Origin of the sequence: Rhodoplanes sp. SY1 (genome assembly GCF_046000175.1) — a bacterium.
Taxonomy (GTDB): Bacteria; Pseudomonadota; Alphaproteobacteria; order Rhizobiales; family Xanthobacteraceae; genus Rhodoplanes.
Map to the genome: position 1 here is coordinate 20,900 of NZ_JBEOMB010000002.1, position 22,589 is coordinate 43,488.

The following is a 22,589-nucleotide window of genomic DNA, read 5'->3' on the forward strand; positions in this document are numbered from 1 at the left end:
CCCGATGAGCTTCTTCCCGGCGAACGACCCCGCTCCCGGCGACGCCTTCGCGTGCGACGCCATCGCGCAAGTGATCGTGCCGCGCACCAGCGACATCGGCGGCTTCGCGGTGCGCCGCGCCCTGCCCTCGGCGCGCCGCCGGATGGTCGGCCCGTTCGTCTTCCTCGACGAGATGGGACCGGCCGAGTTCAAGGTCGGCGACGGGCTCGACGTGCGGCCGCATCCGCATATCGGCCTCGCCACCGTGACGTATCTGTTCGAGGGCGAGATCTTTCATCGCGACAGCCTCGGCACCGCGCAGGCGATCCGCCCCGGCGCCGTCAACTGGATGAGCGCCGGCTCCGGCATCGCCCATTCCGAGCGCACGGCGGCGGACCACCGCCACGGTGGCGAGCCGCTGCACGGGCTGCAGTGCTGGGTGGCGCTGCCGACGGCCCGCGAGGAGAGCGCGCCCGCCTTCGTGCATCACGACAGCGCCGCGCTGCCCGTGGAGGCGGCCGAAGGCAAGACGGTCCGCATCGTCGCCGGCTCGCTGTTCGGCCGCACCTCGCCGCTCGCCACCGCCTCGGAGACGCTGTTCGCCGACGTGACGATGGAGGCCGGCGCGCTGCTGCCGCTCGATCCGGCCGCCGAGGAGCGGGCCATCTATCTGGCCTCGGGCGCGGTCGACATCGCCGGCGACCGCTTTGAGGCCGGGCGGCTGCTCGTCTTCCGCCCCGGCGACCGCATCACCGTGACGGCGCTGACGCTGGTGCGGCTCGCGATTCTCGGCGGCGCGCCCATGGATGGACCACGTTACATCTGGTGGAACTTCGTCTCGTCGCGAAAGGACCGCATCGAGGCGGCAAAAGCCGACTGGAAGGCCGGCCGCTTCGCCGCCGTGCCGGGCGAGAGCGAGCTCATCCCGCTGCCGGAGTGACGCGGGGCGAGCGAACACCCGAGCGTCCGCCGACCCGTCGATTCAATCGAACACACTGCGGCGTATGAGGGCTTCGCCGCGGCGAGTGCTTTGGATCAGCCGTCATTCCGCGCCGAGGCGCGAACCCGGAATCCAGCGGCGACCTCGACATTCGGGGTTGGATTCCGGGTTCGGCGCGGTGCGCCGCCCCGGAATGACCAAGTCATGCAATGCCACCGACGCCGCGCGACCATTGCAAATGGTCGCGGCCGGGGATCCCCGATCTCAGCTCGTGGTGATCGACTCGCCGACGAAGGCCGGGATGAAGCGCTGGCCGAACGCCTCCTTCAGCCGCGCCATCATGGCGAAGCCGGTGCAGTGGTTGGCGGCGACGAACTCCGGATTCCACGCGACGAGCTGCTCGATCGTCTTGTCCTGCTGGGCCTTCGAGACGGGACCCAGATGGGTGCCGCCGACGAAGCCCTGCAGCCGGTTGAGCCCGGTCACGGCGAAGCCGTGCTTGACGATGTTGACGAGCCCGGAGTGGCTGCAGCCGCCGATCACGATCAGGCCGCGCTCGCCCTCGCAGTAGAGGACGGCGTCGTCCTCGATCGGATCCTGCACGTCGCCCTCGTCGCCGCGGAGCACCAGCCAGGTGTCGCCGAACTCGAAGTCGGTGACGCGCGGCACCGTCCCGGAGAACCACAGATGCGGGGTGAGCTTCCGCGGCGTCTCGCGCAGATCCCACACCCCGCCGTGCGAGCGCAGATAGTCCTCCGGATAAGGAACGCCGATCGGCCGCCGCCGGCCCCCCGCGACCGAATAACGATCGCCGAACACCTTGGCGTGCATCACCACCTCGATGTCCTTGCGGGCCTCCTGCAGCACCCGCACGAGACCGCCGACATGGTCGTAATGGCCGTGGCTGATCACCACCGTGTCGAGCGTCTGCGGGTGCTTTCCGAGCAGCGCGATGTTGCCCGTGACGGCACCGGTCTGGCCGGTGTCGTAGAGGATGGTCTTGCCGTCGACCTCGATCAGGAAGGCGGCGCCGTGCTCGGCCGTGAGCGGCAGCGGCGCGCTGATCGGGACATTGTTGTCCATCGCGACCGTGACTTTCATGGGACTTCTCCTCTCAAGCGCCGATGGCGAAGCGGAAGGCCATCAGGGCGGCCAGTCCGACGAAGGCGGCGATGACGGTCGACGCCGTGTAAGTCTTGAACATGTCGGGCATCGACAGCCCGAAGTATTCCTTGACGAACCAGAAGCCCGGATCGTTGACGTGCGAGAAGCCGATGGTGCCGATGCCGATGGCGACCGCGACGAGCGCCGGGTCGACGCCCGGATAGAGCGGCAGGATCGGCAGGATCAGGCCGACGGTCGTGAGCATCGCGATGGTCGCGCCGCCGATGGCGATGTGCATGATCAGCGCCGTGCCCCAGGCGAGCAGATAGGGGTCGATCTGCCAGGCGGTCAGCACCACCTTGAGGGCGGCGCCGATGCCGGAGTCCATCAGCACCTTGTTGAAGGCGCCGCTCGCCCCGATGATCACCAGGATGGCGGCCATCGGCCCGATCGCTTGCTCGCTGAACTCGCGCAGCGACGTCATGTCGCGCCCGCGGGCGAGGCCGAGCGTGAAGTAGGACAGGATCGCGGCGATGAACAGCGCCGTGATCGGCTGGCCGACGAAGTTGACGATCGGCATGATCGGGTGCTTCGGTCCGAGCGCCATCTCGAACACGGTCTTGCTGATCATCAGGACCAGCGGCGACAGGATGGTGATCAGCGTCACGTCCAGGCGGGGCAGCGCCTCGTCCGGCAGGGCGGCGATCTGCTTGAGCCGCTCGGGCGGCTGCAGCGTGAACTTGTCGCCGATCATCCGCCCGAAGATCGGGCCGGCGACGGCGGCGGCCGGCAGGCCGACGATCAGGCCGTAGAGGATCACCTTGCCGAGATCGGCGTGCAGGGCGACGGCGACCGCGGTCGCGGCCGGGTGCGGCGGCACCACGCAATGCACCGTGAACAGGCCGATGATCATCGGCAGGCCGACCATCACGAGCGACATGCCGGCGGCGCGCGCGACGCTGAACAGCAGCGGCATCAGCAGCACGATGCCGACCTGGAAGAACACCGGGATGCCGCAGATGTAGCCGACGATCATCATGGCCCAGTGGGTGTTGCGCTTGCCCAGCACGCGGATGAGCGCGCGGGCGAGCCGCTCGGCGCCGCCCGAGACCTCCATCATCTTGCCGACGATGGCGCCGAGCACGAGGATGGGCGCCAGCATGCCGAGAAAGCCGCCGATGCCGCCCTCGATCGATTTCAGGATCTGATCGAGCGGCATGCCGGTGGCGAAGCCGACGAAGGCCGTGGTGGTGACGAGCGCCACGAAGGGGTGCAGCTTCACGGCGATCGTGAGCACCAGTAGCAGGACGATGCTGGCGACGAGCACCAGCAGATAGAGTTCCGTTGTCATGGTGTCCTTCCAGCGAAGGCTCCAGCGGGGCGACTGGCGCGGAGGCGAAGGACAGCGCTCCGTGCCCCGGAGCGGGGCACGGCGGGGGAGAGCGAAGGCTCGATCTGCGCCGGTGAGTACGGTGCGAGGATAGGCGCGGCGGTGCGCGCCGCGAACAGGAAGCTTGCTGCGAAGGCGCTCGCCCGTTAATCCGTTTTTGTGCGCCCTGCACAAAAGGCGGCGACCATGCACATCAGCCCCGACCTCGCCCAGCGGATCGTCGACATCATCATCCCGGTCGTGCACCGCAACGTGAACCTTATGGATCTGCGGGGCCAGATTATCGCCTCCGGGCATCCGCACCGGATCGGCACCGTGCACATGGGCGCCCGCATCGCCATCGAGCACGGCGAGACCATCGAGATCTTCCCGGACGAGCTCGCCCGCTATCCGGGCGCCCTGCAGGGCATCAATATGCCGATCATCCAGGACGAGCGGCCGATCGGCGTCGTCGGGGTGTTCGGCGATCCGCCCGAGGTGCGCGCCACCGCCCAGCTCGTGAAGATGATCACCGAGCTGGTGCTGGAGCGCGAGTCGCTGCAGCGGGAATCCGGCGCGACGCGCCGGATGCGCGAGGAGTTCACCCAGCTCCTCCTGATGCACGAGGGCGACGAGCTGCCGGCGGCGGCGCGCCGGCTCGCCCGCTCGGTCGGCTTCGACGTCGAGCCGGCCCGGATCGTCGCGCTGTTCGTGGCCGATGCCGGCCCCGGCGCCACGGCGGCCGAGGGGGTCGGCAGCCTCGCCGCGATGCCGCTCGCCGACTGCGAGGATCACCTGCGGCGCAGCGGCACGCTGCAGCCGGGCGACTTCGTCGGCACGCTGGAGAAGACCGTGGCGGTGCTGTTCGCGGCGGCCGGCCCGCCGGACGCGGCGCTGCTCGCCCGCGTCCATGCCGTGCGACGCGATCTGGCGCGACGATCCGGGCTGGTGGTGCGCGCCGGCGTCGGCGGACACGCGACGCCCGGGCGGTTCCCTGCCTCGTTCCGGCAGGCGCGCTTCGCGCTCGCCCGCGCCGGCAAGCGCCTGCCGGTGCGGGCCGTGACGGAGGAGCCGCTGCTCGCCGACTATCTGCGCGACCGCCTGATGGCCGGCGACGGCGGCGCTGCGGCGCAGCCCCTCGCGGCGCGCATCGCGGCCGCCTTCGCCCGACGTCCGGCGTTGCGCGAGACCGTCGCGGCGGTGCTGACCGCCAATCTCGACGCCAGCGCCGCGGCCTCGGCGCTCGGCATCCACCGCAACACGCTCGCCTATCGGCTGCGGCAGTTCGAGGAGATCACCGGCCTTGCGCCGGCGCGCCGCTTCCACGACGCCGTGCTGACCTGGGTCGCGCTCGGCGCCGATCCGGCGTCGGCTCCGAAGCCGTGAGGCGGCGGCATCGATCGAAGGCTGGTCGCGATCAGGCCTTCGGGAGCTTCTGCTTGACCTTGCCGATCTCGGCCCAGGGATCGGACTTCAGGCGCTTCAGGCGATCCATCAGGTTCAGCACGGTCCAGCGCGCCGGCGACAGCTTCGCCGTCACCTCGCTCCAGGCGACCGGAGTCGACACCGGCGCACCGGGGCGGGCGCGCGGCGAGTAGGCCGCGACCGCGGTGGCACCGCGACCGTTGCGCAGATAGTCGACGAAGATCTTCCCCACCCGCGCGCTCTTGGTCATCTTCGCCAGATATTTTTGGGGCGAGTCCGCCGTCATCGCGAGCGCGATCGCTTTTGAGAACTCCTTGGCGGTCGCCCAGTCGGCGCCGGCATGCGGCACGACGATATGCAGCCCCTTGCCGCCCGAGGTCTTCACGAAGCTCTCGAGCTTCAGGTCGGCGAGGCGGTCGCGCACCTCCTTCGCTCCGGCCACCACGTCGACCCATGTCACGTCGGGACCGGGATCGAGGTCGAACACCAGCCGGTCGTTGAGGTCGACGCGGTCGATGGTCGAGCCCCAGACATGGATCTCCAGCACGCCGGCCTGCACCAGTGCCAGGAGCCCGTCGAGGCTGTCGATCGCGATCAGCTTCTCGCCGTCGTCGTCGACCGTGAGGATGCGGCTCTTGTCGAAGGTCGCGTGCGCGTGCTTCTGGACGAAGCACTCCGAGCCGACGCCGTTCGGGCAGCGCAGCAGCGCCAGCGGCCGGCGCACGACGTGAGGCGCGATCCAGTCCCACACCTGCGCGTAATAGTCGGCCAGCCCCTGCTTGGTGATGTCGACGTCCTGCCAGTACACCCGCTGCGGATTGGTGAGCTTGGGTGGGGCAGCCGTCGCGGCCGCGGTACCGCGATTCCGCTCCCCGCGCGCGGGGAGAGGCGACGCGGCGCGTGACGTCTTCGATGCAGACTTCCTCGCTGTCGCCATCGTCTCCTCCACGTCGCGCACCGGCACCGGCGTCTCGCGCACGACCTCGTGCGATGCCTTGTCCTCGCGAAGTCCCTTGAAGGCGGCGTGGCGCAGGAGGCCCGATCCGGTGCGGCCGCGCAGCTCGGCCTCGATCACGAGCTCCGGCTTCACCCAGACGATGTCCTTGCGCCGCTCGTCGGCCGGCAGGCGTTCGAACGCCATCTTGTCGACCTTCAGCGGCGACAGGCGCTTGAACAGATCGCGCGCGGTCTTCTCGGTGTAGCCGGTGCCGATGCGGCCGACGTACTGGAGAACGCCGTCCTGGAACGTGCCGACCGCGAGCGCCCCCACGGCCCGGGTCGCGCCGGTGGCGAGCCGATAGCCGCCGACCACGAACTCCTGGCGGTCGGCGCATTTGCTCTTGATCCAGTCGGTGCCGCGGCCGGAGCGATACGGCGCGTCGCTGCGCTTGGAGACGATGCCTTCCAGTCCCATCCGGCAGGCATGCTCGTGCACCACGGCGCCGCTTTCTGCGAGATGGTCGGAGAAGCGCAGCAGCGTGCCCCCGGGGGCGTTGGCGATCAGCGCGGCGAGCGCCGCCTTGCGCTCGGCGAGCGGCAGGGTCGTCAGATCACGTCCGTCGAGATGAAGAAGATCGAACACGTCGTAGACGAAGTTGTCTCGGCCCGCCTCGAGCGCCGCCTGAAGCGCGGCGAAGTCCGACACCCCGGCCGCGGTCTCGACGACGATCTCGCCGTCGATCAGCGCCGTCGCGGCCGGCAGCGCCGCGACGGCCTTGGCGACCGACCGGAAGCGCTTCGTCCAGTCGAGTCCTTTGCGGGTGCGCAGCACCACCGCCCCGTCCTCCAGCCGCGCCTGGATGCGGTAGCCGTCGAACTTGATCTCGTGGATCCAGTCCGGTCCGTCCGGCGGCGCATCGGCCAGCGTCGCGAGGCAGGGCGGGACGAAGTCGGGGAGCGGGGCGAAGCTCGATTTGGGCTTCGGGGCGCGGGTCGGCCTGGCCTTGCTTTTCGTCGGGGCGGCGGGTTGCAGCGCGGCCTTGCCGCGTCGGGAGCTTCGAGCTTGCGGAGCCGCTGCTCCCCCCACCCCCGACCCCTCCCCGCCATTCGCTAACGCGAATGGGGGGAGGGGAGCCGCAACACCTCGACTCCCCTCCCCCCGCGCGCGAAGCGCGTGGCGGGGAGGGGTCGGGGGTGGGGGGCTCTTTCTTGTCTTGTCGGGTGTCTCCGTCCGCGACGACTGCCACACCGCGGCGGCCTTCACGCTGGACTTGCGCTTCGGCGCCTTGCCGGCGGCGATCTCGTCGATCGAGCGGCCGGTCTCGACCGAGAGCGTCGCCTCCTCCAGCAGGTCCGGGTCGGCGGGCGTGCGGGCCGCCGCGTCCTCGCTCTTGATCAGCAGCCAGTTGTCGTGCGTCTCGCCGGCGCGCTTGTGCATGCGCACGAGATGCCAGTGCCCTTTGAGCTTCTCGCCCTCCAGCGTGAACTGCAGGTGCCCCTTCTTCAGGCCGGCATGCGGATCGCCGTCCGGGATCCAGCGGCCGCGGTCCCACAGCATCACGGTGCCGCCGCCGTACTGCCCCTTCGGGATCGTGCCCTCGAAGCCGCCATAGTCGAGCGGATGGTCCTCGGTCTCCACCGCGAGCCGCTTCTCCCCCGGCACCAGGCTGGGGCCGCGGGTGACGGCCCAGCTCTTGAGGACGCCGTCCAGCTCGAGCCGGAAATCGTAATGCAGCCGCCGCGCCGCGTGCTTCTGCACGACGAAGGTCGAGCCCTTCGTCCGTGCCTTGCGGCCACGCGGCTCCGGGGTGACGTCGAACTTCCGCTTCTGCCGATAGAGGTCGAGTGCCATCACCGGCTCTTACCGCCCCGGGGTTTGGTCGCCACGTCGGGAACCGTATCGTAAGAAGCGGCGAGGTAGAGCGGAGCGATCCGGCCGAACGCGCGGTACGGAAACACGGAGTCGTCGCTCGGAGCCGACGCGCCGGCCCCGGAATCCACCATAATGTTGCGAACCCGATGCCACTTCGTTTGACTAAGTGTATTGAGACGGAGCCGCCGGGCGGCCGGGAGCAGGTGGTGACGCCCACATGACAGAGCCGGCCGTTCGAGGTAAGTTTTAGGGTTTGCACGTGCCGACATGTCGGTCCGGACTGTTCGAGCGGGGTCGATCTGTTTGCCAAGTGGTTGAGTGAGAACGCTGAATGCCGGCGAGCGGTTCCGGCCGGGGCGATGACGCAATTGCGAAGACGCCCCCTGCCCGGCCGAGTTGTCGGACTGGCTCTTGTACGATAAGTCCTTGACTGGACGTGTTTGTTGACCCCTCGAGGGAGGTAGTGTCTTGCCCCAGCCGTCGCACCAGCCGTCGCAAACGCCGCTGCTCGACCGCGTCGTCCTTCCCGAGGATCTACGCCGCCTCGAGACGAGCGAGCTCCGCCAGCTCGCCGACGAGCTTCGCGCCGAGACGATCGCCGCCGTCTCCCAGACCGGCGGCCATCTCGGCTCCAGCCTCGGCGTCATCGAGCTCACGGTGGCGCTGCACTACATTTTCGACACGCCGGCCGACCGGCTGATCTGGGATGTCGGCCATCAGGCCTATCCGCACAAGATCCTTACCGGTCGGCGCGACCGCATCCGCACGCTGCGCCAGGGCGGCGGCCTCTCCGGCTTCACCAAGCGCACCGAGAGCCCCTACGACCCGTTCGGCGCCGCCCACTCCTCGACCTCGATCTCGGCCGGGCTGGGCATGGCGGTCGCCCGCGACCTCGACAAGACGAAGCACAATCACGTCGTCGCGGTGATCGGCGACGGCTCGATGTCGGCCGGCATGGCCTACGAGGCGCTCAACAACGCCGGCGGCATGGACTCCAACCTGATCGTGGTGCTCAACGACAACGACATGTCGATCGCGCCGCCGGTCGGGGCGCTGTCGGCCTATCTGGCGCGCCTGATGTCGGGCAAGCCGTACCTGTCGCTGCGCGAGATCGGCAAGCAGCTCGCCCAGCATCTGCCGCGGCGCCTGCACGAGCAGGCGGTGCGGGCCGAAGAGTTCGCCCGCAACATGATCACCCACGGCGGCACGCTGTTCGAGGAGCTCGGCTTCTACTATGTCGGCCCGATCGACGGGCACAATCTCGACCACCTGCTGCCCGTGCTGAAGAACGTGCGTGACGCCAAGCGCAAGGGGCCGATCCTGGTCCACTGCGTGACCCAGAAGGGCAAGGGCTACCCGCCGGCCGAGACCTCCGCCGACAAGTATCACGGCGTCGTCAAGTTCGACGTCGCGACCGGCACCCAGGTGAAGTCCAACGCCAAGGCGCCCTCCTTCACCAAGGTGTTCGCCGAGGCACTGGTGCAGGAGGCCCGCAAGGACTCCAAGGTCGTCGCCATCACGGCCGCGATGCCGTCCGGCACCGGGCTCGATCTGTTCGGCAAGCTGTTCCCGGAACGCTGCTTCGACGTCGGCATCGCCGAGCAGCACGCCGTCACCTTCGCGGCCGGCCTCGCGACCGAGGGCTACAAGCCGTTCGTCGCCATCTACTCGACCTTCCTGCAGCGCGCCTACGACCAGGTGGTGCACGACGTCGCCCTGCAGAAGCTGCCGGTGCGCTTCGCCATGGACCGCGCCGGCCTGGTCGGCGCCGACGGCCCGACGCATGCGGGCTCGTTCGACATCGCCTATCTCGGCTGCATCCCCAACATGGTGCTGATGGCGGCCGCCGACGAGGCGGAGCTGGTCAACATGGTGGCGACCCAGGTCGCCTGCGAGGAGTTCCCGACCGCGCTGCGCTATCCGCGCGGCGAGGGCAACGGCGTCGAGATGCCGCTCGAGGGCACGCCGCTGCCGATCGGCAAGGGCCGGATCGTGCGCGAGGGCCACAAGGTCGCCCTGTTCTCCTACGGCACGCGGCTCGCCGAGTGCCTGCAGGCCGCCGACGAGCTCGCCGCGCTCGGGCTCTCCACCACGGTCGCCGACGCGCGCTTCGCCAAGCCGCTCGACGTCGACCTGCTCGCCCGGCTCGCCCGCGAGCACGAGGTGCTGATCACCATCGAGGAAGGCTCGATCGGCGGCTTCGGCGCCTTCTGCCTGCACGCGCTCGCCGAGCACGGCCTCCTGGATCGCGGCCTGAAGGTGCGGTCGATGGTGCTGCCCGACAGCTACATCGACCACGACACCCAGCCGGCCATGTACGCGGTCGCCGGCCTCGACCGGAAGGGCATCGTCACCAAGGTGTTCGAGGCGCTCGGCAAGGACGCCGCCAAGGAGATCGCCAAGCTCGCCTGAGCCGGGCGGCCTGAACCGTAGGGTAGGCAAAGGCGCGCGAGCGCCGTGCCCACGCGATCGGGGCTCGACGATCTGTCGCTTCGGCGTCCGGTCCTCGGATGATCGATCGCTTCGACGATCGAACACGACACGGTGGGCACGCTTCGCTTTGCCCACCCTACACGTCAGCACGACTCGTCAACACATCATGTCCCCTCGCCTGCGCGCCGATCGACTGCTGGTCGAGCGCGGCCTGTTCGAGAGCCGCGCCAAGGCCCAGGCCGCCATCGCGGCCGGCCTCGTCGCGGCCGACGGCGTGCCGGTCGGCAAGCCCTCCGACACGCTTTCGGTCGACGCCGTGATCGCAGCCGCGCCGGCGTATCCTTACGTGTCGCGCGGCGCCCTGAAGCTCGCGGCGGCGCTCGACGCGGGCGCGATCGACCCGGCCGGCCGCGTTTGCCTCGACGTCGGCGCCTCGACGGGCGGCTTCACCGATCTGCTGCTCGGCCGCGGCGCCGCGCAGGTCTACGCGGTCGACGTCGGCCGTGATCAGCTCCACCCCAAGCTGCGTGCCGATCCGCGCGTCGTCTCGTGCGAGGCGACCGACATCCGCGCGCTGACGCCCGACGCCTTCGACACCGCACCGAGCCTCGTCGTGATCGACGTCAGCTTCATCCCGCTCGCTCTCGTGCTGCCGGCGGCGCTCGCGCTCGCCGCCCCCGCCTGCGACCTCGTGGTTCTGATAAAACCGCAGTTCGAGGCCGGCCGCGAGCACCTGAAGAAGGGCATCGTACGGGATCCCGCCGTGCATGACGCCGTGTGCGAAAGCGCCGCGGCACGGGTGCGCGCGCTCGCCTGCCAGGTCCGCACCCTGCTCCCCTCCCCGATCGCCGGCGGCGACGGCAATCGGGAATTCCTGCTCGTCGCCCGACGCGGCGCGCCGCCCGGAGCCCCGACGTGACCGAGCACCTCACCATCGCGTCGCTCGGGCGGCGCGGCGACGGCGTCGTCGACGGACCCGCGTTCCCGGTCTACGTGCCCTATGCGCTGCCCGGCGAGACGGTCGCGGCCGAGCCGGTCCCGGGCCATCCCGACCGCCGCCGGCTGGTGCGGGTCGAGGCCGCGAGCCCGGACCGGATCGTGCCGATCTGCCCGCATTTCGGCGTGTGCGGCGGCTGCGCCACGCAACACCTCGCCGAGGCGCCCTACCGGACCTGGAAGCGCGAGCTTCTCGTCGAGGCGCTGCGCGCCGCCGGGATCGACGCGCCGGTTGGCGATCTCGTCGACGCGCATGGCGAGGGCCGTCGCCGCGTCACCCTGCATGCGCGGCGCGGCACCCGCGACATTCTCCAGGTCGGCTTCTCGGCGCAGCGCGCCCACGAGATCGTGGCGATCGACCGCTGCCCGGTCACGGCGCCCGGCCTGAAGGGCTTCGTCGAGGTCGCCTGGGCGATCGCCGAGGCGCTCGGGCCGGTCAAGAAGCCGCTCGACATCCAGGTGACGGCGACCGACGACGGCCTTGACGTCGACGTGCGCGGCTCTGGCCCGCTCAATTCCGGCCGCACCGGCGCGCTCGCCGCGGTCGCCGAAAAGCACCGGCTCGCGCGTCTCACGCGGCACGGCGAGCTGGTCGCCCAAAGGGTCGCGCCGACGATAAGGATCGGGCGGACCGTGGTGGCGCTGCCGCCCGGCCCGTTCCTGCAGGCGACCGCCGAAGGCGAAGCGACGCTCGCCCGGCTGGTCGAGGCCCATGTCGGGGACGCGAAGAGCGTCGTCGACCTGTTCGCAGGCCTCGGGCCGTTCACGCTGCGGCTCGCCGAACGCGCGAAGGTGCGGGCCGTCGAGATCGACGCCGCCGCCGTGCAGGCGTTGTCACGCGCCGCCCAGAACACGTCCGGGCTGAAGCCCGTGACGGCCGAGGCGCGCGACCTGTTCCGCCGGCCGCTGGTCGCGGCGGAGCTGATGAAGGTCGACGCCGTGGTGCTCGATCCGCCGCGCCAGGGCGCCGAGGCGCAGGCCCGCGCGCTCGCGGCGAGCCGCGTGCCCGTCATCGTCGCGGTGTCGTGCAACAGCGCGACCTTCGCCCGTGACGCCGCGATCCTGACCGCCGGCGGCTACCGTCTGACCGACGTCACGCCCGTCGACCAGTTCAGGTATTCTTATCACGTCGAGATCGTCGCGAAGTTCGTGCGGTAGCTCGCGCGGTTTCCACTGATGCGGCCCCATGCACCGCTCATCCCGGCGCAAGCGGGGATCCAGAAGCCGCGTGCCGTGTCGCCCCTGGGTCCCCCGCCTTCGCGGGGACGAGCGGGCGCCGGCGCGGCTTCTCGAGATCAAGAAGCGCTGAAGGGCGATGACGTGATCAGGCCCTGCCATCGTCATGGCCGAGCTCGTCCCGGCCATCCACGATCTTCGACCATTCAGCGAAGCGAAAGACGTGGATGCCCGGCACAAGGCCGGGCATGACGGCTGATGACACCGGGGCGACCCGCGTCTCGAGACCCGCCTAATTGAAATCCCGCCCCCAGCGCTGCTGCCACATGCGCTCGCCGATCGTGCAGGAGACCCGGGGGGTCGCGCGCGGCTCGGTGTCGGCGGCCGGGATCACCCGGACCTCCGGCGTGCGGCCGGCGATCTCCAGCACCAGCTTGGTGCGGGTCGCCTCCTTGAACTGGGTGCGGTCGCGGATCGGGATCATGAAGGCGGACGGGCCGCCGATCACGCAATCCTCGTAGTAGATGTCGAGCGCCTCGAGATCCATGGTGGCGGCGTTCGGGCGCTTGAGCACCAGCGGCAGGCCGTTGATGGTGATGCCCTTGGCGACCACCTCGTCGCGGACGTGATCGACCTGGGCGCCCTGGTTGTTGGCCCCGTCCCCCGAGACGTCGATGACGCGGCGGATGCCGCGCTGGCCGCTGTCCTTGAACAGATCGGCCGAGAACAGGAGCGCCCCGGCGATCGAGGTGCGGTAGGCGCGCCGATACGGCGCCTCGGCGATCGACGCCGCGAAGGCCTCGGCGCTGCCGGGACCGTCGACGACGCGCCACGGCACCAGCACCCGCTGGTCGGCCGAGCCCGCCCATTCGACATAGGTGACGGCGATCTTGCCGTGCATGCCCTGCTTGAGGGCGGCGAGGAACTCCGGCGAGGTCAGCGCCGACACGTAACCCTCACGCTGCAGCGCCTGCTCCTCCGGATCCATCGAGTAGGAGATGTCGACGGCCAGCACCAGCTCGACGTCGACGGTCGAGTCGGCCTGCGACTTCGGGAGATCCGCGAGTCGCACCGCCGGCGCGGCGACGAGTCCCGGCCCGGCGCCCGCCACGACGAGGGCCGCGAGCCCCGCCAGCACCGCCGCCGCAACCGCCGAATACCCCGTGCGCATGCCCGTCTCCGCCGTGCCGAGAATCGCAATGCTCTCACGGACGGCGCTGAACCGGAGTTCACGATCGATTTATCGGGCATAAACGGAGGAAGGGTCATTCCGGAAGCCGCGAAGCGGCTATCCGGAATCCATACGCCCGGTCCAAATTGCTTTCGGAACGCAGGGGTTATGGGTTCCGGGCTCGGCGCTCCGCGCCGCCCCGGTACGACGGGCGTCGTAAGCCCGCTACGCCCCGATCGGCTCGGTGCCGGTGATCTCGATGCCGAAGCCGGCGAGGCCGACATATTTGTGCTCGGCCGAGGTGAGCAGGCGGATCGAGGTGACGCCGAGATCCTTCAGGATTTGCGCACCGACGCCGATCTCGCGCCACTGCAGGGTGCGGGCCGCCTCGGACTCGGTCGGAGCGTCGGCGGTCCCGCCACCGTTCCCGTTGACATTCCCGTTCTTGGGCAGGTCCGCGGCCGGCACGCCGACCGTGCCGTCGCGCAGGAAGACCAGCACGCCGCGGCCCTCCTGCTTGAAGCGCCGCAGCGCCGCGTGGACGGTGGGGGCGCCTCCAAAGGTGTCGCGCAGCAGGTTGTGGCGGTGCAGCCGGGTCGGCACGTTGCGGCCGTCGCCGATGTCGCCGACCACCAGCGCCATGTGGTGCACGGCCTCGAACGGCGTGACATAGGCATGGCCCTTCAGCGGGCCGATCTCGGTCTGCACCGTGAAGGTGGAGATGCGCTCGACCAGCTTGTCGCGCACCTGCCGGTAGGCGATCAGGTCGGCGACCGAGATCGACACGAGCCCGTGCTTCTGGGCGAAGGTCGCGACCTCGGGGCCGCGCATGACGGTGCCGTCGTCGTTCATCAGCTCGGCCAGCACGCCGACCGGCGGCAGGCCGGCCAGCCGGCACATGTCGACGCAGGCCTCGGTGTGGCCGGAGCGCATGAGCACGCCGCCCTCGCGGGCGACCAGCGGAAACACGTGGCCGGGCCGCACGAAGTCGGACGCGACGGTGTTGTGGTTGGCGAGCGCCCGCACCGTGTTGGTGCGCTCCTCGGCCGAGATGCCGGTGACGAAGCCGCGCTTCACGTCGACCGACACCGTGAAGGCGGTGCCGAGCGGCGCGTCGTTCGACGCCACCATCGGGTCGAGCCGCAGCCGCCGCGCCTCCTCGGCGGAGAGCGGCGCGCAGACGATGCCCGAGGTGTGGCGGATCACGAAGGCCATCTTCTCGGGCGTGCACATCGAGGCGGCGACGAACAGATCGCCCTCGTCCTCGCGGTCGTTGTCGTCGGTGACGATCACCAGCTCGCCCCGCGCGAAGGCGGCGACAGCCGCCTCCACGCGCCTGCTGTTCTCGTTGGTCATTCGCGGACTTTCGTATGAGCGGCGGGGATCTCTTCGGGAGCCCCGGCAGGGCGCGCGAACGGCCAGGCCGGCGGCGTGCCGACCTGCCCGCGCTGGCGCAGATAATGATCGGCCACCACGCACGCAACCATCGCCTCGGCGACCGGCACGGCCCGGATGCCGACGCAGGGGTCGTGGCGGCCCTTGGTGAGGATCTCGGTCTCCTCGCCGAAGCGGTTCACGGTCGCCCGCGGCGTCAGGATCGAGGAGGTCGGCTTGACGGCAAAGCGGCAGACGAGCGGCTGGCCCGTGGAGATGCCGCCGAGCACGCCGCCGGCGTGATTGGTGAGAAAGCGTGGTGCGCCGTCGTTGCCGAGGCGCATCTCGTCGGCGTTCTCCTCGCCGGTGAGGGCGGCGGACGCGAAGCCGGCACCGATCTCGACCCCCTTCACGGCGTTGATGCCCATCAGGGCGGCGGCGAGGTCCGCGTCGAGCTTGCCGTAGACCGGCGCGCCGAGACCCGGCGGCACCCCCTCGGCGATCACCTCGACCACGGCGCCGACCGAGGAGCCGGCCTTGCGCACGTCGTCGAGGAAGTCGGCGAAGACGCGCGCCGCCTCGGCGTCCGGGCAGAAGAACGGGTTCTTGTCGACCTCGTCCCAGTCCCAGCGGCCGCGATCGATGGTGTGGCGGCCGACCTGGACCAGCGCGGCCCGCACCGAGAACCCCGGCACCACCTTTCGCGCGATCGCGCCGGCCGCGACCCGCGCCGCCGTCTCGCGCGCCGAGGAGCGGCCGCCGCCGCGATAATCGCGCAGCCCGTACTTCACGTCGTAGGTGTAGTCGGCGTGGCCGGGCCGGTAGGCGTCCTTGATCGCCCCGTAGTCCTTGCTGCGCTGGTCGGTGTTCTCGATGACGAGCGCGATCGGCGTGCCGGTGGTCACCTGGACGCCGCTCTCCGGATCCGTGAACACGCCGGAGAGGATCTTCACCGCGTCCGGCTCGCGGCGCTGCGTCGTGAAGCGCGACTGGCCGGGCCGGCGACGATCGAGGAACGCCTGGATCTCGGCCGCCTCGATCGGAATCCGCGGTGGGCAGCCGTCGACCACGCAGCCGAGCGCCACCCCGTGGCTCTCGCCGAAGGTGGTGACCCGGAACAGATGGCCGAAGGTGTTGAACGACATTTTTCTAACGGGGGTCCTGCGCTGCCGGTCTGGTAGCGCGCCGGAACCCCGGGGGTCAAATCGGCCGTCCGGCCGAGCCGGCAGGCCGGCCCGGAGCACCGGTCGCGGCGGCTACTCCTTGACGACGGAGATGTCGGGCGCGTCCGGCCGCTTCATGCCGACGACGTGATAGCCGGCGTCGACATGATGGATTTCGCCCGTCACGCCTCGCGACATGTCGGACAGGAGATAGACCGAGGTGTCGCCCACCTCGTCGATCGTCACGGTGCGCTTGAGCGGCGAGTTGTACTCGTTCCACCGCAGGATGTAGCGGAAGTCGCCGATCCCGGCGGCGGCCAGCGTCTTGATCGGGCCGGCCGAGACGGCGTTGACCCGGATCGCCTTGGCGCCGAGGTCGGCGGCGAGGTAGCGCACCGACGCCTCGAGGCCCGCCTTGGCGACGCCCATGACGTTGTAGTGCGGCATCCACTTCTCGGCGCCGTAGTAGGTGAGCGTCAGCAGCGCGCCGCCGTTCGGCATCAGCTTCTCGGCCCGCTGGGCGATCGCCGTGAACGAGTAGCAGCTGATCAGCATCGTCTTGGTGAAGTTGTCGACCGAGGTGTCGACATAGCGGCCGTCGAGCTCGTCCTTGTCCGAGAAGGCGACGGCATGGACGACGAAGTCGATGGTGCCCCACGCCTCGGCGGCGGCGGCGAAAACGGCGTCGATGGTCTCGGGCTCGGTGACGTCGCAATGGCCGAGCAGGCGCGCGCCGAGCTCGGCGGCGAGCGGCTCGACCCGCTTCTTGAGCACGTCGCCCTGGTAGGTGAAGCCGAGCTCCGCCCCCTGGGCGCGGGCCGCCTTGGCGATCCCCCAGGCGATCGAACGATTGTTGGCAACGCCAAAAATGAGCCCGCGCTTGCCGCGCAGGAGCCCTGCAGTATCCGGCATGATGATCCTCTGAACCGCCGTGACCGGCGCGGCCGCACCTATGGCACGCCGGGCCGGGCGGCGGCAAGGCGGGGCGGACGCCCACGCGGCCCGCCATTGGTTGGATCGTGCGACACGGACTCACCCTCACGCTCCGCGCCCGTCGCATCCGGACCGCGCGACCGGTTCCGTCGCGCCTCACAACAACAGCGCCAAGCCTTTACGATGAAAACGTTTTCACCAGACCGAGCCGGACCGGTCGGCAACGGCGCGGGGGCGATCGGGAACCCCGCGGGCAACGATCGGCGGACGCCGGAAACGGATCTTGAAACGGATCTTGGGAAAACGGCGTCCGCCCGCGGGCGGACGGCCGTCCGGCCCCGCTCACTCCATGTCGCGGCGGGGATCGTAGGGCTTGGCGTCGCGCCAGTGGCGCATCAGCTCGTCGAGCTCGATGTCGTGCTCCTTGGGCAGCACGATGCGGATGCTGGCGAGGAGATCGCCGTTGGTGCCGCCCTTCGCCGGAAGGCCCTTGCCCTTGAGCCGGAAGGTGCGGCCGCTCGACGTGCCGGGCGGGATGTTCAGCTCGACGGCGCCGTCGAGGGTCGGCACCCGCACCTTGCCGCCCAGGACCGCCTCGTAGAGCGTCACCGGCAGGTCGAGGCGCAGGTTGGCGCCGTCGCGCTCGAACAGCGGATGCGGCGCGATGGTCACGGTGACGAGCGCGTCGCCGACCGCGCCGGGGCCGGGAAGCCCCTGCCCCTTCAGGCGAATCTGTTGGCCGTCGACGAGGCCGGCCGGGATCTTGACCTCGACCTCCTTGCCGGTCGGCAGGTGGACGCGCCGGGTGCCGCCCTTGGCGGCCTCGGCGAGCGTGATGGTGACGGCAGCCTCGACGTCGCGGCCGGCCGGCTGATGCATGTCCTCGGCCTCGAACGGCATTCCGCCGAAGCCGGTGCGGCGGCCGCCGTGGCCCGCCGCGGCCGCCCCGAACACGTCCTTGAGGATGTCCTCGAAGCCGCCGCCGAAGCCGCGCGCGCCGGCGCCACCGCCGGCGCGCCGAAAGCCCTCCGGCCCGAACGAGAAGTTCTCGAAATGGGCGCCACCCGGGCCGCCGCCGGCCGCGCCGGCGCCGGGATGGGCGCCGAAACCTTCGAAGCCGTGGAAGCGCGGCTTGCCCTCGGCGTCGATCTCGCCGCGGTCGAACGCCTTGCGCTTCTTCTCGTCGCCGATGATCTCGTAGGCTTGGTTGATCTCGGCGAAGCGCTTGGCGCTCTTCGGGTCGTCCTGGTTGGCGTCGGGATGCAGCTTCTTGGCGAGCTTGCGGAACGCGCTCTTGATCGCGGCCGCGTCCGCGGTCCGCGGCACCCCGAGGACCTCGTAGGGGTTGCGCATGCTCTGAAAACTCCGAAACGCAGGTCGGGCGATTCACCCGTTCGCGGGTAAATGTGGGGGGAATCGCCCCATTTCGCAACGCGAGGCGGACGTCTCCACGGCGGTTCGACGCGAAGATTCGGGCGCCGATCGACGGGATGGATAACGGCGCGGGGCCGCGCCGGGCGCGCCCGGCTCAGGCTCGCTTCCAGGGCTTCAGCCGCTTCACCTCCCAGCGGCCGTGGCCGGCCCGGCAGGCGCCGCCCTCCAGCCAGGTCTCGGCGCCGTCGCGGACATGGCTCGCCAGGAAGTCGCGGCAGGTCCGCCCGTCCTCCCGGTAGGCCGAGGTGATCGGCGTGACGGTGCCGCGCGCGCCGGTCGTCGGGTTCTCCCAGGACGAGCTCGTGGTGGTGCCGCTCTTGCCGAGCGCCTCGGCGATCGCCGTGCGGGCGAGGGCGAGGTCGGCTTCGCCGGGCAGCGCCGCCTCGGCGGGCGACCCGGTGCCGGTCGCGCCGATATGGCCGCCGGTCACGGTTCGCGCCCCGAGCGCCCCGGTGGCGGCGAGCTGGTCCTCGTCTTTCCCGCCGAGCGACCCTAATTGATAGGCACAGCCACTGCCGAGCAGCCCGGTCAGCAGCGCGACGGCGACCCCGACGGCCCATACGCCACGCCGGTGGCGGCCCCCACCACGGCGGCGTAGGCGACCGGGGCCACCGGGCCTATAAGGCCCGGACCCGACCGTGAAAGCCGGCTGATCGACTGCCAAGAGGTGCTCCGAACCATGTCCGACACTCGTCCGATTGAACAACCGATCCGGTTAACGTCCGGTGATTTCACCGAATCCGACGAGCCCTTCGTGCTGTTCGAGACCTGGTTCGAGGAGGCGCGCAAGAGCGAGCCGGCCGACCCGAACGCCATGGCGATCGCCACGGCCGACGCCGGCGGCATGCCGAACGTCCGGATGGTGCTGCTCAAGGGCTTCGACGAGCGCGGCTTCGTGTTCTACACGCACCAGACCAGCCAGAAGGGCCAGGAGATCGCCGCGAACCCGTCGGCCGCCGCGGTCTTCCACTGGAAGTCGCTGCAGCGCCAGGTGCGGCTGCGCGGCCCGGTCTCGCAGGTCCCGGACGCCGAGTCGGACGCCTATTTCGACAGCCGGCCGCGCCAGTCGAAGATCGGCGCCTGGGCCAGCAAGCAGTCGAGCCCGCTGGAGAGCCGACTGGCCTTCGAGAAATCGGTCGCCTATTACACGGCCAAGTATGCGATCGGCAGCGTGCCGCGGCCGCCGACCTGGGTCGGCTACCGGATCGCGCCGCTGTCGATCGAGTTCTGGCAGGACCGGCCGTTCCGCCTGCACGACCGCGTCGTGTTCAAGCGCGAGCGCCCGAGCGCCCCGTGGACCAAGTTCCGTCTCTACCCCTGACCCGACCCTGCTCCCGATCTTGTCCTGATCTTTTCACCACCTTGCCATTGACCCGACGCTTCGACCCGTCGACCGGAGGCCGCTCATGACCACGCCGATCAGCAACCAGCCGCGCCGCACACTTCTGCTCACCGGTGCGAGCCGCGGCATCGGGCACGCCACCGTGAAGCGCTTCTCGGCCGCCGGCTGGCGGGTCATCACCTGCTCGCGCCACGCCTTCCCGGAGAACTGCCCGTGGGCGAGCGGCCCGGAGGACCACATCCAGGTCGACCTCGCCGATCCGGCCTCCACCCGCGAGGCGATCGCCGAGGTGAAAGAGCGGCTCGACGGCGAGCTGCATGCGCTGGTCAACAACGCCGGCATCTCGCCCAAGGACGAGGAGGGCGGCCGGCTGAGCACCATCAACACGACGCTCGACACCTGGCAGTCGGTGTTCCAGGTGAACTTCTTCGCGCCCGTGATGCTGGCGCGCGGCCTGATCGACGAGCTGAAGGCGGCCAAGGGCTCGGTCGTCAACGTCACCTCGATCGCCGGCTCGCGCGTGCATCCGTTCGCCGGCTCCGCCTACTCGACCTCGAAGGCGGCACTCGCCGCGCTGACCCGCGAGATGGCGTCGGACTTCGGCCGGGTCGGCATCCGGGTCAACGCCATCGCGCCGGGCGAGATCGACACGGCGATCCTGTCCCCCGGCACCGACAAGATCGTGGCGCAAATCCCGATGCAGCGGCTCGGCACCACCGACGAGGTGGCCAAGATCATCTACGTCTTGTGCACCGAGACCTCGTCCTACGTGAACGGCGCCGAGATCCACATCAACGGCGGCCAGCACGTGTAGCCTCTCCCGTCATGGTGAGGAGCGCTCCGAAGGAGCGCGTCTCGAACCATGCGGCCACCGGCCGAGGCCTCGTGTGCCGGGCGCGGCGCGACGCGCCGCGAACCGGGATCCAGGGGCGCCACGTGAGGCGGTCGCCGAGCGGCTTTTCGTGGTCCCGTCGTGCGGCCCCTGGGCCCCGGCTCTGCGGCGCGTCAGACCTGCGGCCTGACGCGCCTTGTCCGGGGCACGAGGCCTCGCACCGGGCTCCTCTGGACGAGGGCGGAACAGAGTCGACTCGCCGAGCCGCTCCGTCGCGTCGTCCTCACTTCATCGTCGGCATCACGAACTCGGCGCCGGAGCGGATGCCGGTCGGCCAGCGGGTCGTGATGGTCTTGAGGCGGGTGTAGAAGCGCACGCCTTCGGGGCCGTGCATGTGATGGTCGCCGAACAGCGACGCCTTCCAGCCGCCGAAGGAGTGGAACGCCATCGGCACCGGGATCGGCACGTTGATGCCGACCATGCCGACCTGGATTCGCGTCGCGAACTCGCGGGCGGCGTCGCCGTCGCGGGTGAAGATCGCGGTGCCGTTGCCGTATTCGTGCGCGTTGATCAGCCCCACCGCATCCTCGAAGCTTTGGGACCGCACCACCGCCAGCACCGGGCCGAAGATCTCTTCCTTGTAGATGCGCATCGACGGCGTGACGCGGTCGAACAGCGAGCCGCCGATGAAGAAGCCGTTCTCGTGGCCCTGCAGCTTCAGGCCGCGCCCGTCGACGACGAGCTCGGCGCCTTCCTGCACGCCGACGTCGACATAGCCGCGCACCTTGTCGAGATGCTGCCTGGTGACGAGCGGCCCCATCTCGGCCTCGGGATCGGTGCCGGGGCCGATCTTCAGCGCCCGGACGCGCGGCGCGAGGCGGGCGATCAGCGCATCGGCCGTCCTCTCGCCGACCGGCACGGCGACCGACACGGCCATGCAGCGCTCGCCGGCCGAGCCGTAGGCGGCGCCCATCAGCGCGTCGACGGCCTGGTCGAGATCGGCGTCGGGCATCACCACCATGTGGTTCTTGGCGCCGCCGAGCGCCTGCGCCCGCTTTCCGCTGCGGGTCGCGGTCTCGTAGATGTACTTGGCGATCGGCGTCGAGCCGACGAACGACACCGCCGCGATGTCGGGGTTCTCAAGGAGCGCGTCGACCGCCTCCTTGTCGCCGTGCACCACCGAGAACACGCCGTCCGGCAAGCCGGCCTCCTTCAGCCAGTCGGCGAGCAGCAGCGACGCGGACGGGTCGCGCTCCGACGGCTTCAGCACGAAGCAGTTGCCGCAGGCGAGCGCCACCGGGAGCATCCACAGCGGCACCATGGCCGGGAAGTTGAACGGCGTGATGCCGGCGACGACGCCGAGCGGCTGGCGGATCGAGTGGCTGTCGACGCTGGTGCCGACATTCTCGGTCATCTCGCCCTTGAGGAGCTGCGGCGCGGCGGTGGCGAACTCCACCACCTCGAGGCCGCGCTGCACCTCGCCCTTGGCGTCCGACAGCACCTTGCCGTGCTCGACCGTGATGACGGCGGCGAGATCGTCGGTGCGGTCCTCCAGGAGACGCAGGAAGCGGGCGAGGATGCGCGCGCGGCGCAGCGGCGGGGTCGCGGCCCAGGCCGGAAAGGCGCGGTGCGCGGCGGCGACGGCGGCGTTCACCTCGTCGCGCGAGGCGAGCGGCACCGTGCCGGTGACCTCGCCGGTGGCGGGATCGAACACCGGGGCCGTGCGGCCGCTGCGGCCGGGCACGCGCGCCCCGGCGACGAAATGGGGGATATCGACAGGCATCGGAGGTCTCTCGAAGAACGGGCAGCGAGTCTGCAGCGAGTTTCGGTGGCGCTGAATCGGCAGCGTCCGCTCGTCCCCGCGAAGGCGGGGACCCAAGGGCGTCACGACGTGCAGCTCAGGAGTCCCGCTTGCGCGGAACCGAGCGGAAGGTGGGTCGACTTCAGTGGCTCCACTCTAGCCCGAGCCCCGCGCAGGGTGAAAGGCCCGGCGAGCGACCAATCGGGCCATTGGTGCGGAAGGCACGGCGGCGCGGCGCACCTCCGTCCCCCGTCGTTCCGGGGCGCTGCGAAGCAGCCAGCCCGGAACCCATATCTTCGATCTGT

Annotated in this window: 17 protein-coding genes; 7 read left to right on the forward strand and 10 right to left on the reverse strand. The window is 70.4% G+C overall.

The annotated features are described in order from the left end of the window. Nucleotides 1–4: 4 nt before the first annotated feature. On the forward strand, nucleotides 5–919 hold the full coding sequence (locus ABTU92_RS00420; RefSeq protein ID WP_408086556.1) for a pirin family protein: 915 nt from the start codon (nucleotides 5–7) through the stop codon (nucleotides 917–919). 264 nt (nucleotides 920–1,183) lie between these two features. On the opposite strand, the gene ABTU92_RS00425 is transcribed toward ABTU92_RS00420, so the two are convergent. Further along, complete coding sequence (locus ABTU92_RS00425; RefSeq protein ID WP_408086558.1) at nucleotides 1,184–2,020, reverse strand: MBL fold metallo-hydrolase; 837 nt, start codon at nucleotides 2,018–2,020, stop codon at nucleotides 1,184–1,186. Nucleotides 2,021–2,033: 13 nt separating this feature from the next. Next, complete coding sequence (locus ABTU92_RS00430) at nucleotides 2,034–3,374, reverse strand: gluconate:H+ symporter (protein ID WP_408086560.1); 1,341 nt, start codon at nucleotides 3,372–3,374, stop codon at nucleotides 2,034–2,036. Between the two features lie 225 nt (nucleotides 3,375–3,599). On the opposite strand from ABTU92_RS00430, the gene ABTU92_RS00435 reads away from it, so the two are divergent. Next, nucleotides 3,600–4,778: a CdaR family transcriptional regulator gene (locus tag ABTU92_RS00435; RefSeq protein WP_408086562.1), complete on the forward strand. Its 1,179-nt coding sequence runs from the start codon at nucleotides 3,600–3,602 to the stop codon at nucleotides 4,776–4,778. A 31-nt stretch (nucleotides 4,779–4,809) separates the two neighbouring features. Here ABTU92_RS00435 and ligD read toward each other — a convergent pair whose 3' ends face one another. Continuing rightward, nucleotides 4,810–7,608 carry a DNA ligase D gene (gene ligD, locus ABTU92_RS00440; RefSeq protein WP_408086564.1) on the reverse strand — a complete coding sequence of 933 codons (2,799 nt, stop codon included), beginning with the start codon at nucleotides 7,606–7,608 and terminating at the stop codon, nucleotides 4,810–4,812. Nucleotides 7,609–8,097: 489 nt separating this feature from the next. Here ligD and dxs point away from each other — a divergent pair, with 489 nt between their 5' ends. From dxs to ABTU92_RS00455, 3 genes are all read left to right on the forward strand, one after another. Then, nucleotides 8,098–10,041 carry a 1-deoxy-D-xylulose-5-phosphate synthase gene (gene dxs, locus ABTU92_RS00445; RefSeq protein WP_408086566.1) on the forward strand — a complete coding sequence of 648 codons (1,944 nt, stop codon included), beginning with the start codon at nucleotides 8,098–8,100 and terminating at the stop codon, nucleotides 10,039–10,041. A 187-nt stretch (nucleotides 10,042–10,228) separates the two neighbouring features. Continuing rightward, a complete protein-coding gene (locus tag ABTU92_RS00450) occupies nucleotides 10,229–10,981 on the forward strand; it encodes a TlyA family RNA methyltransferase (RefSeq protein WP_408086568.1) in 753 nt (250 codons plus the stop codon). Next, complete coding sequence (locus tag ABTU92_RS00455; RefSeq protein WP_408086570.1) at nucleotides 10,978–12,216, forward strand: class I SAM-dependent RNA methyltransferase; 1,239 nt, start codon at nucleotides 10,978–10,980, stop codon at nucleotides 12,214–12,216. Before ABTU92_RS00450 ends, ABTU92_RS00455 begins: the two co-directional genes overlap by 4 nt. 310 nt (nucleotides 12,217–12,526) lie before the next feature. On the opposite strand, the gene ABTU92_RS00460 is transcribed toward ABTU92_RS00455, so the two are convergent. The 6 genes from ABTU92_RS00460 to ABTU92_RS00485 form a co-directional block, all read right to left on the reverse strand. Next, nucleotides 12,527–13,405 (reverse strand): DUF1194 domain-containing protein, encoded by an 879-nt coding sequence (locus ABTU92_RS00460; protein ID WP_408086572.1) that lies wholly within the window; start codon nucleotides 13,403–13,405, stop codon nucleotides 12,527–12,529. A gap of 225 nt (nucleotides 13,406–13,630) precedes the next feature. Then, nucleotides 13,631–14,761 carry a 3,4-dihydroxy-2-butanone-4-phosphate synthase gene (gene ribB, locus ABTU92_RS00465; RefSeq protein WP_408086574.1) on the reverse strand — a complete coding sequence of 377 codons (1,131 nt, stop codon included), beginning with the start codon at nucleotides 14,759–14,761 and terminating at the stop codon, nucleotides 13,631–13,633. Next, entirely contained in the window at nucleotides 14,758–15,924 is a 1,167-nt protein-coding gene (gene aroC / locus ABTU92_RS00470) for a chorismate synthase (protein ID WP_408086576.1), read from the reverse strand. Before aroC ends, ribB begins: the two co-directional genes overlap by 4 nt. Nucleotides 15,925–16,035: 111 nt before the next feature. Then, nucleotides 16,036–16,854, reverse strand: a complete 819-nt coding sequence (gene fabI / locus ABTU92_RS00475; protein ID WP_408086578.1) for an enoyl-ACP reductase FabI — start codon at nucleotides 16,852–16,854, stop codon at nucleotides 16,036–16,038. 363 nt (nucleotides 16,855–17,217) lie between these two features. Next, entirely contained in the window at nucleotides 17,218–18,228 is a 1,011-nt protein-coding gene (locus tag ABTU92_RS00480; protein ID WP_408086580.1) for a DnaJ C-terminal domain-containing protein, read from the reverse strand. A 175-nt stretch (nucleotides 18,229–18,403) separates the two neighbouring features. Then, nucleotides 18,404–18,973: an RT0821/Lpp0805 family surface protein gene (locus ABTU92_RS00485; RefSeq protein WP_408086582.1), complete on the reverse strand. Its 570-nt coding sequence runs from the start codon at nucleotides 18,971–18,973 to the stop codon at nucleotides 18,404–18,406. A gap of 15 nt (nucleotides 18,974–18,988) precedes the next feature. Between ABTU92_RS00485 and pdxH the strand changes: the two genes are divergently transcribed. After that, nucleotides 18,989–19,630, forward strand: a complete 642-nt coding sequence (pdxH, locus tag ABTU92_RS00490) for a pyridoxamine 5'-phosphate oxidase (RefSeq protein WP_408086584.1) — start codon at nucleotides 18,989–18,991, stop codon at nucleotides 19,628–19,630. An 85-nt stretch (nucleotides 19,631–19,715) separates the two neighbouring features. Beyond that, the gene (locus tag ABTU92_RS00495; RefSeq protein ID WP_408086586.1) at nucleotides 19,716–20,465 is read left to right on the forward strand and encodes an SDR family NAD(P)-dependent oxidoreductase; all 750 of its coding nucleotides are present in this window, start codon (nucleotides 19,716–19,718) and stop codon (nucleotides 20,463–20,465) included. Between the two features lie 301 nt (nucleotides 20,466–20,766). On the opposite strand, the gene ABTU92_RS00500 is transcribed toward ABTU92_RS00495, so the two are convergent. Continuing rightward, nucleotides 20,767–22,266: a CoA-acylating methylmalonate-semialdehyde dehydrogenase gene (locus ABTU92_RS00500; RefSeq protein ID WP_408086588.1), complete on the reverse strand. Its 1,500-nt coding sequence runs from the start codon at nucleotides 22,264–22,266 to the stop codon at nucleotides 20,767–20,769. Nucleotides 22,267–22,589 lie beyond the last annotated feature (323 nt).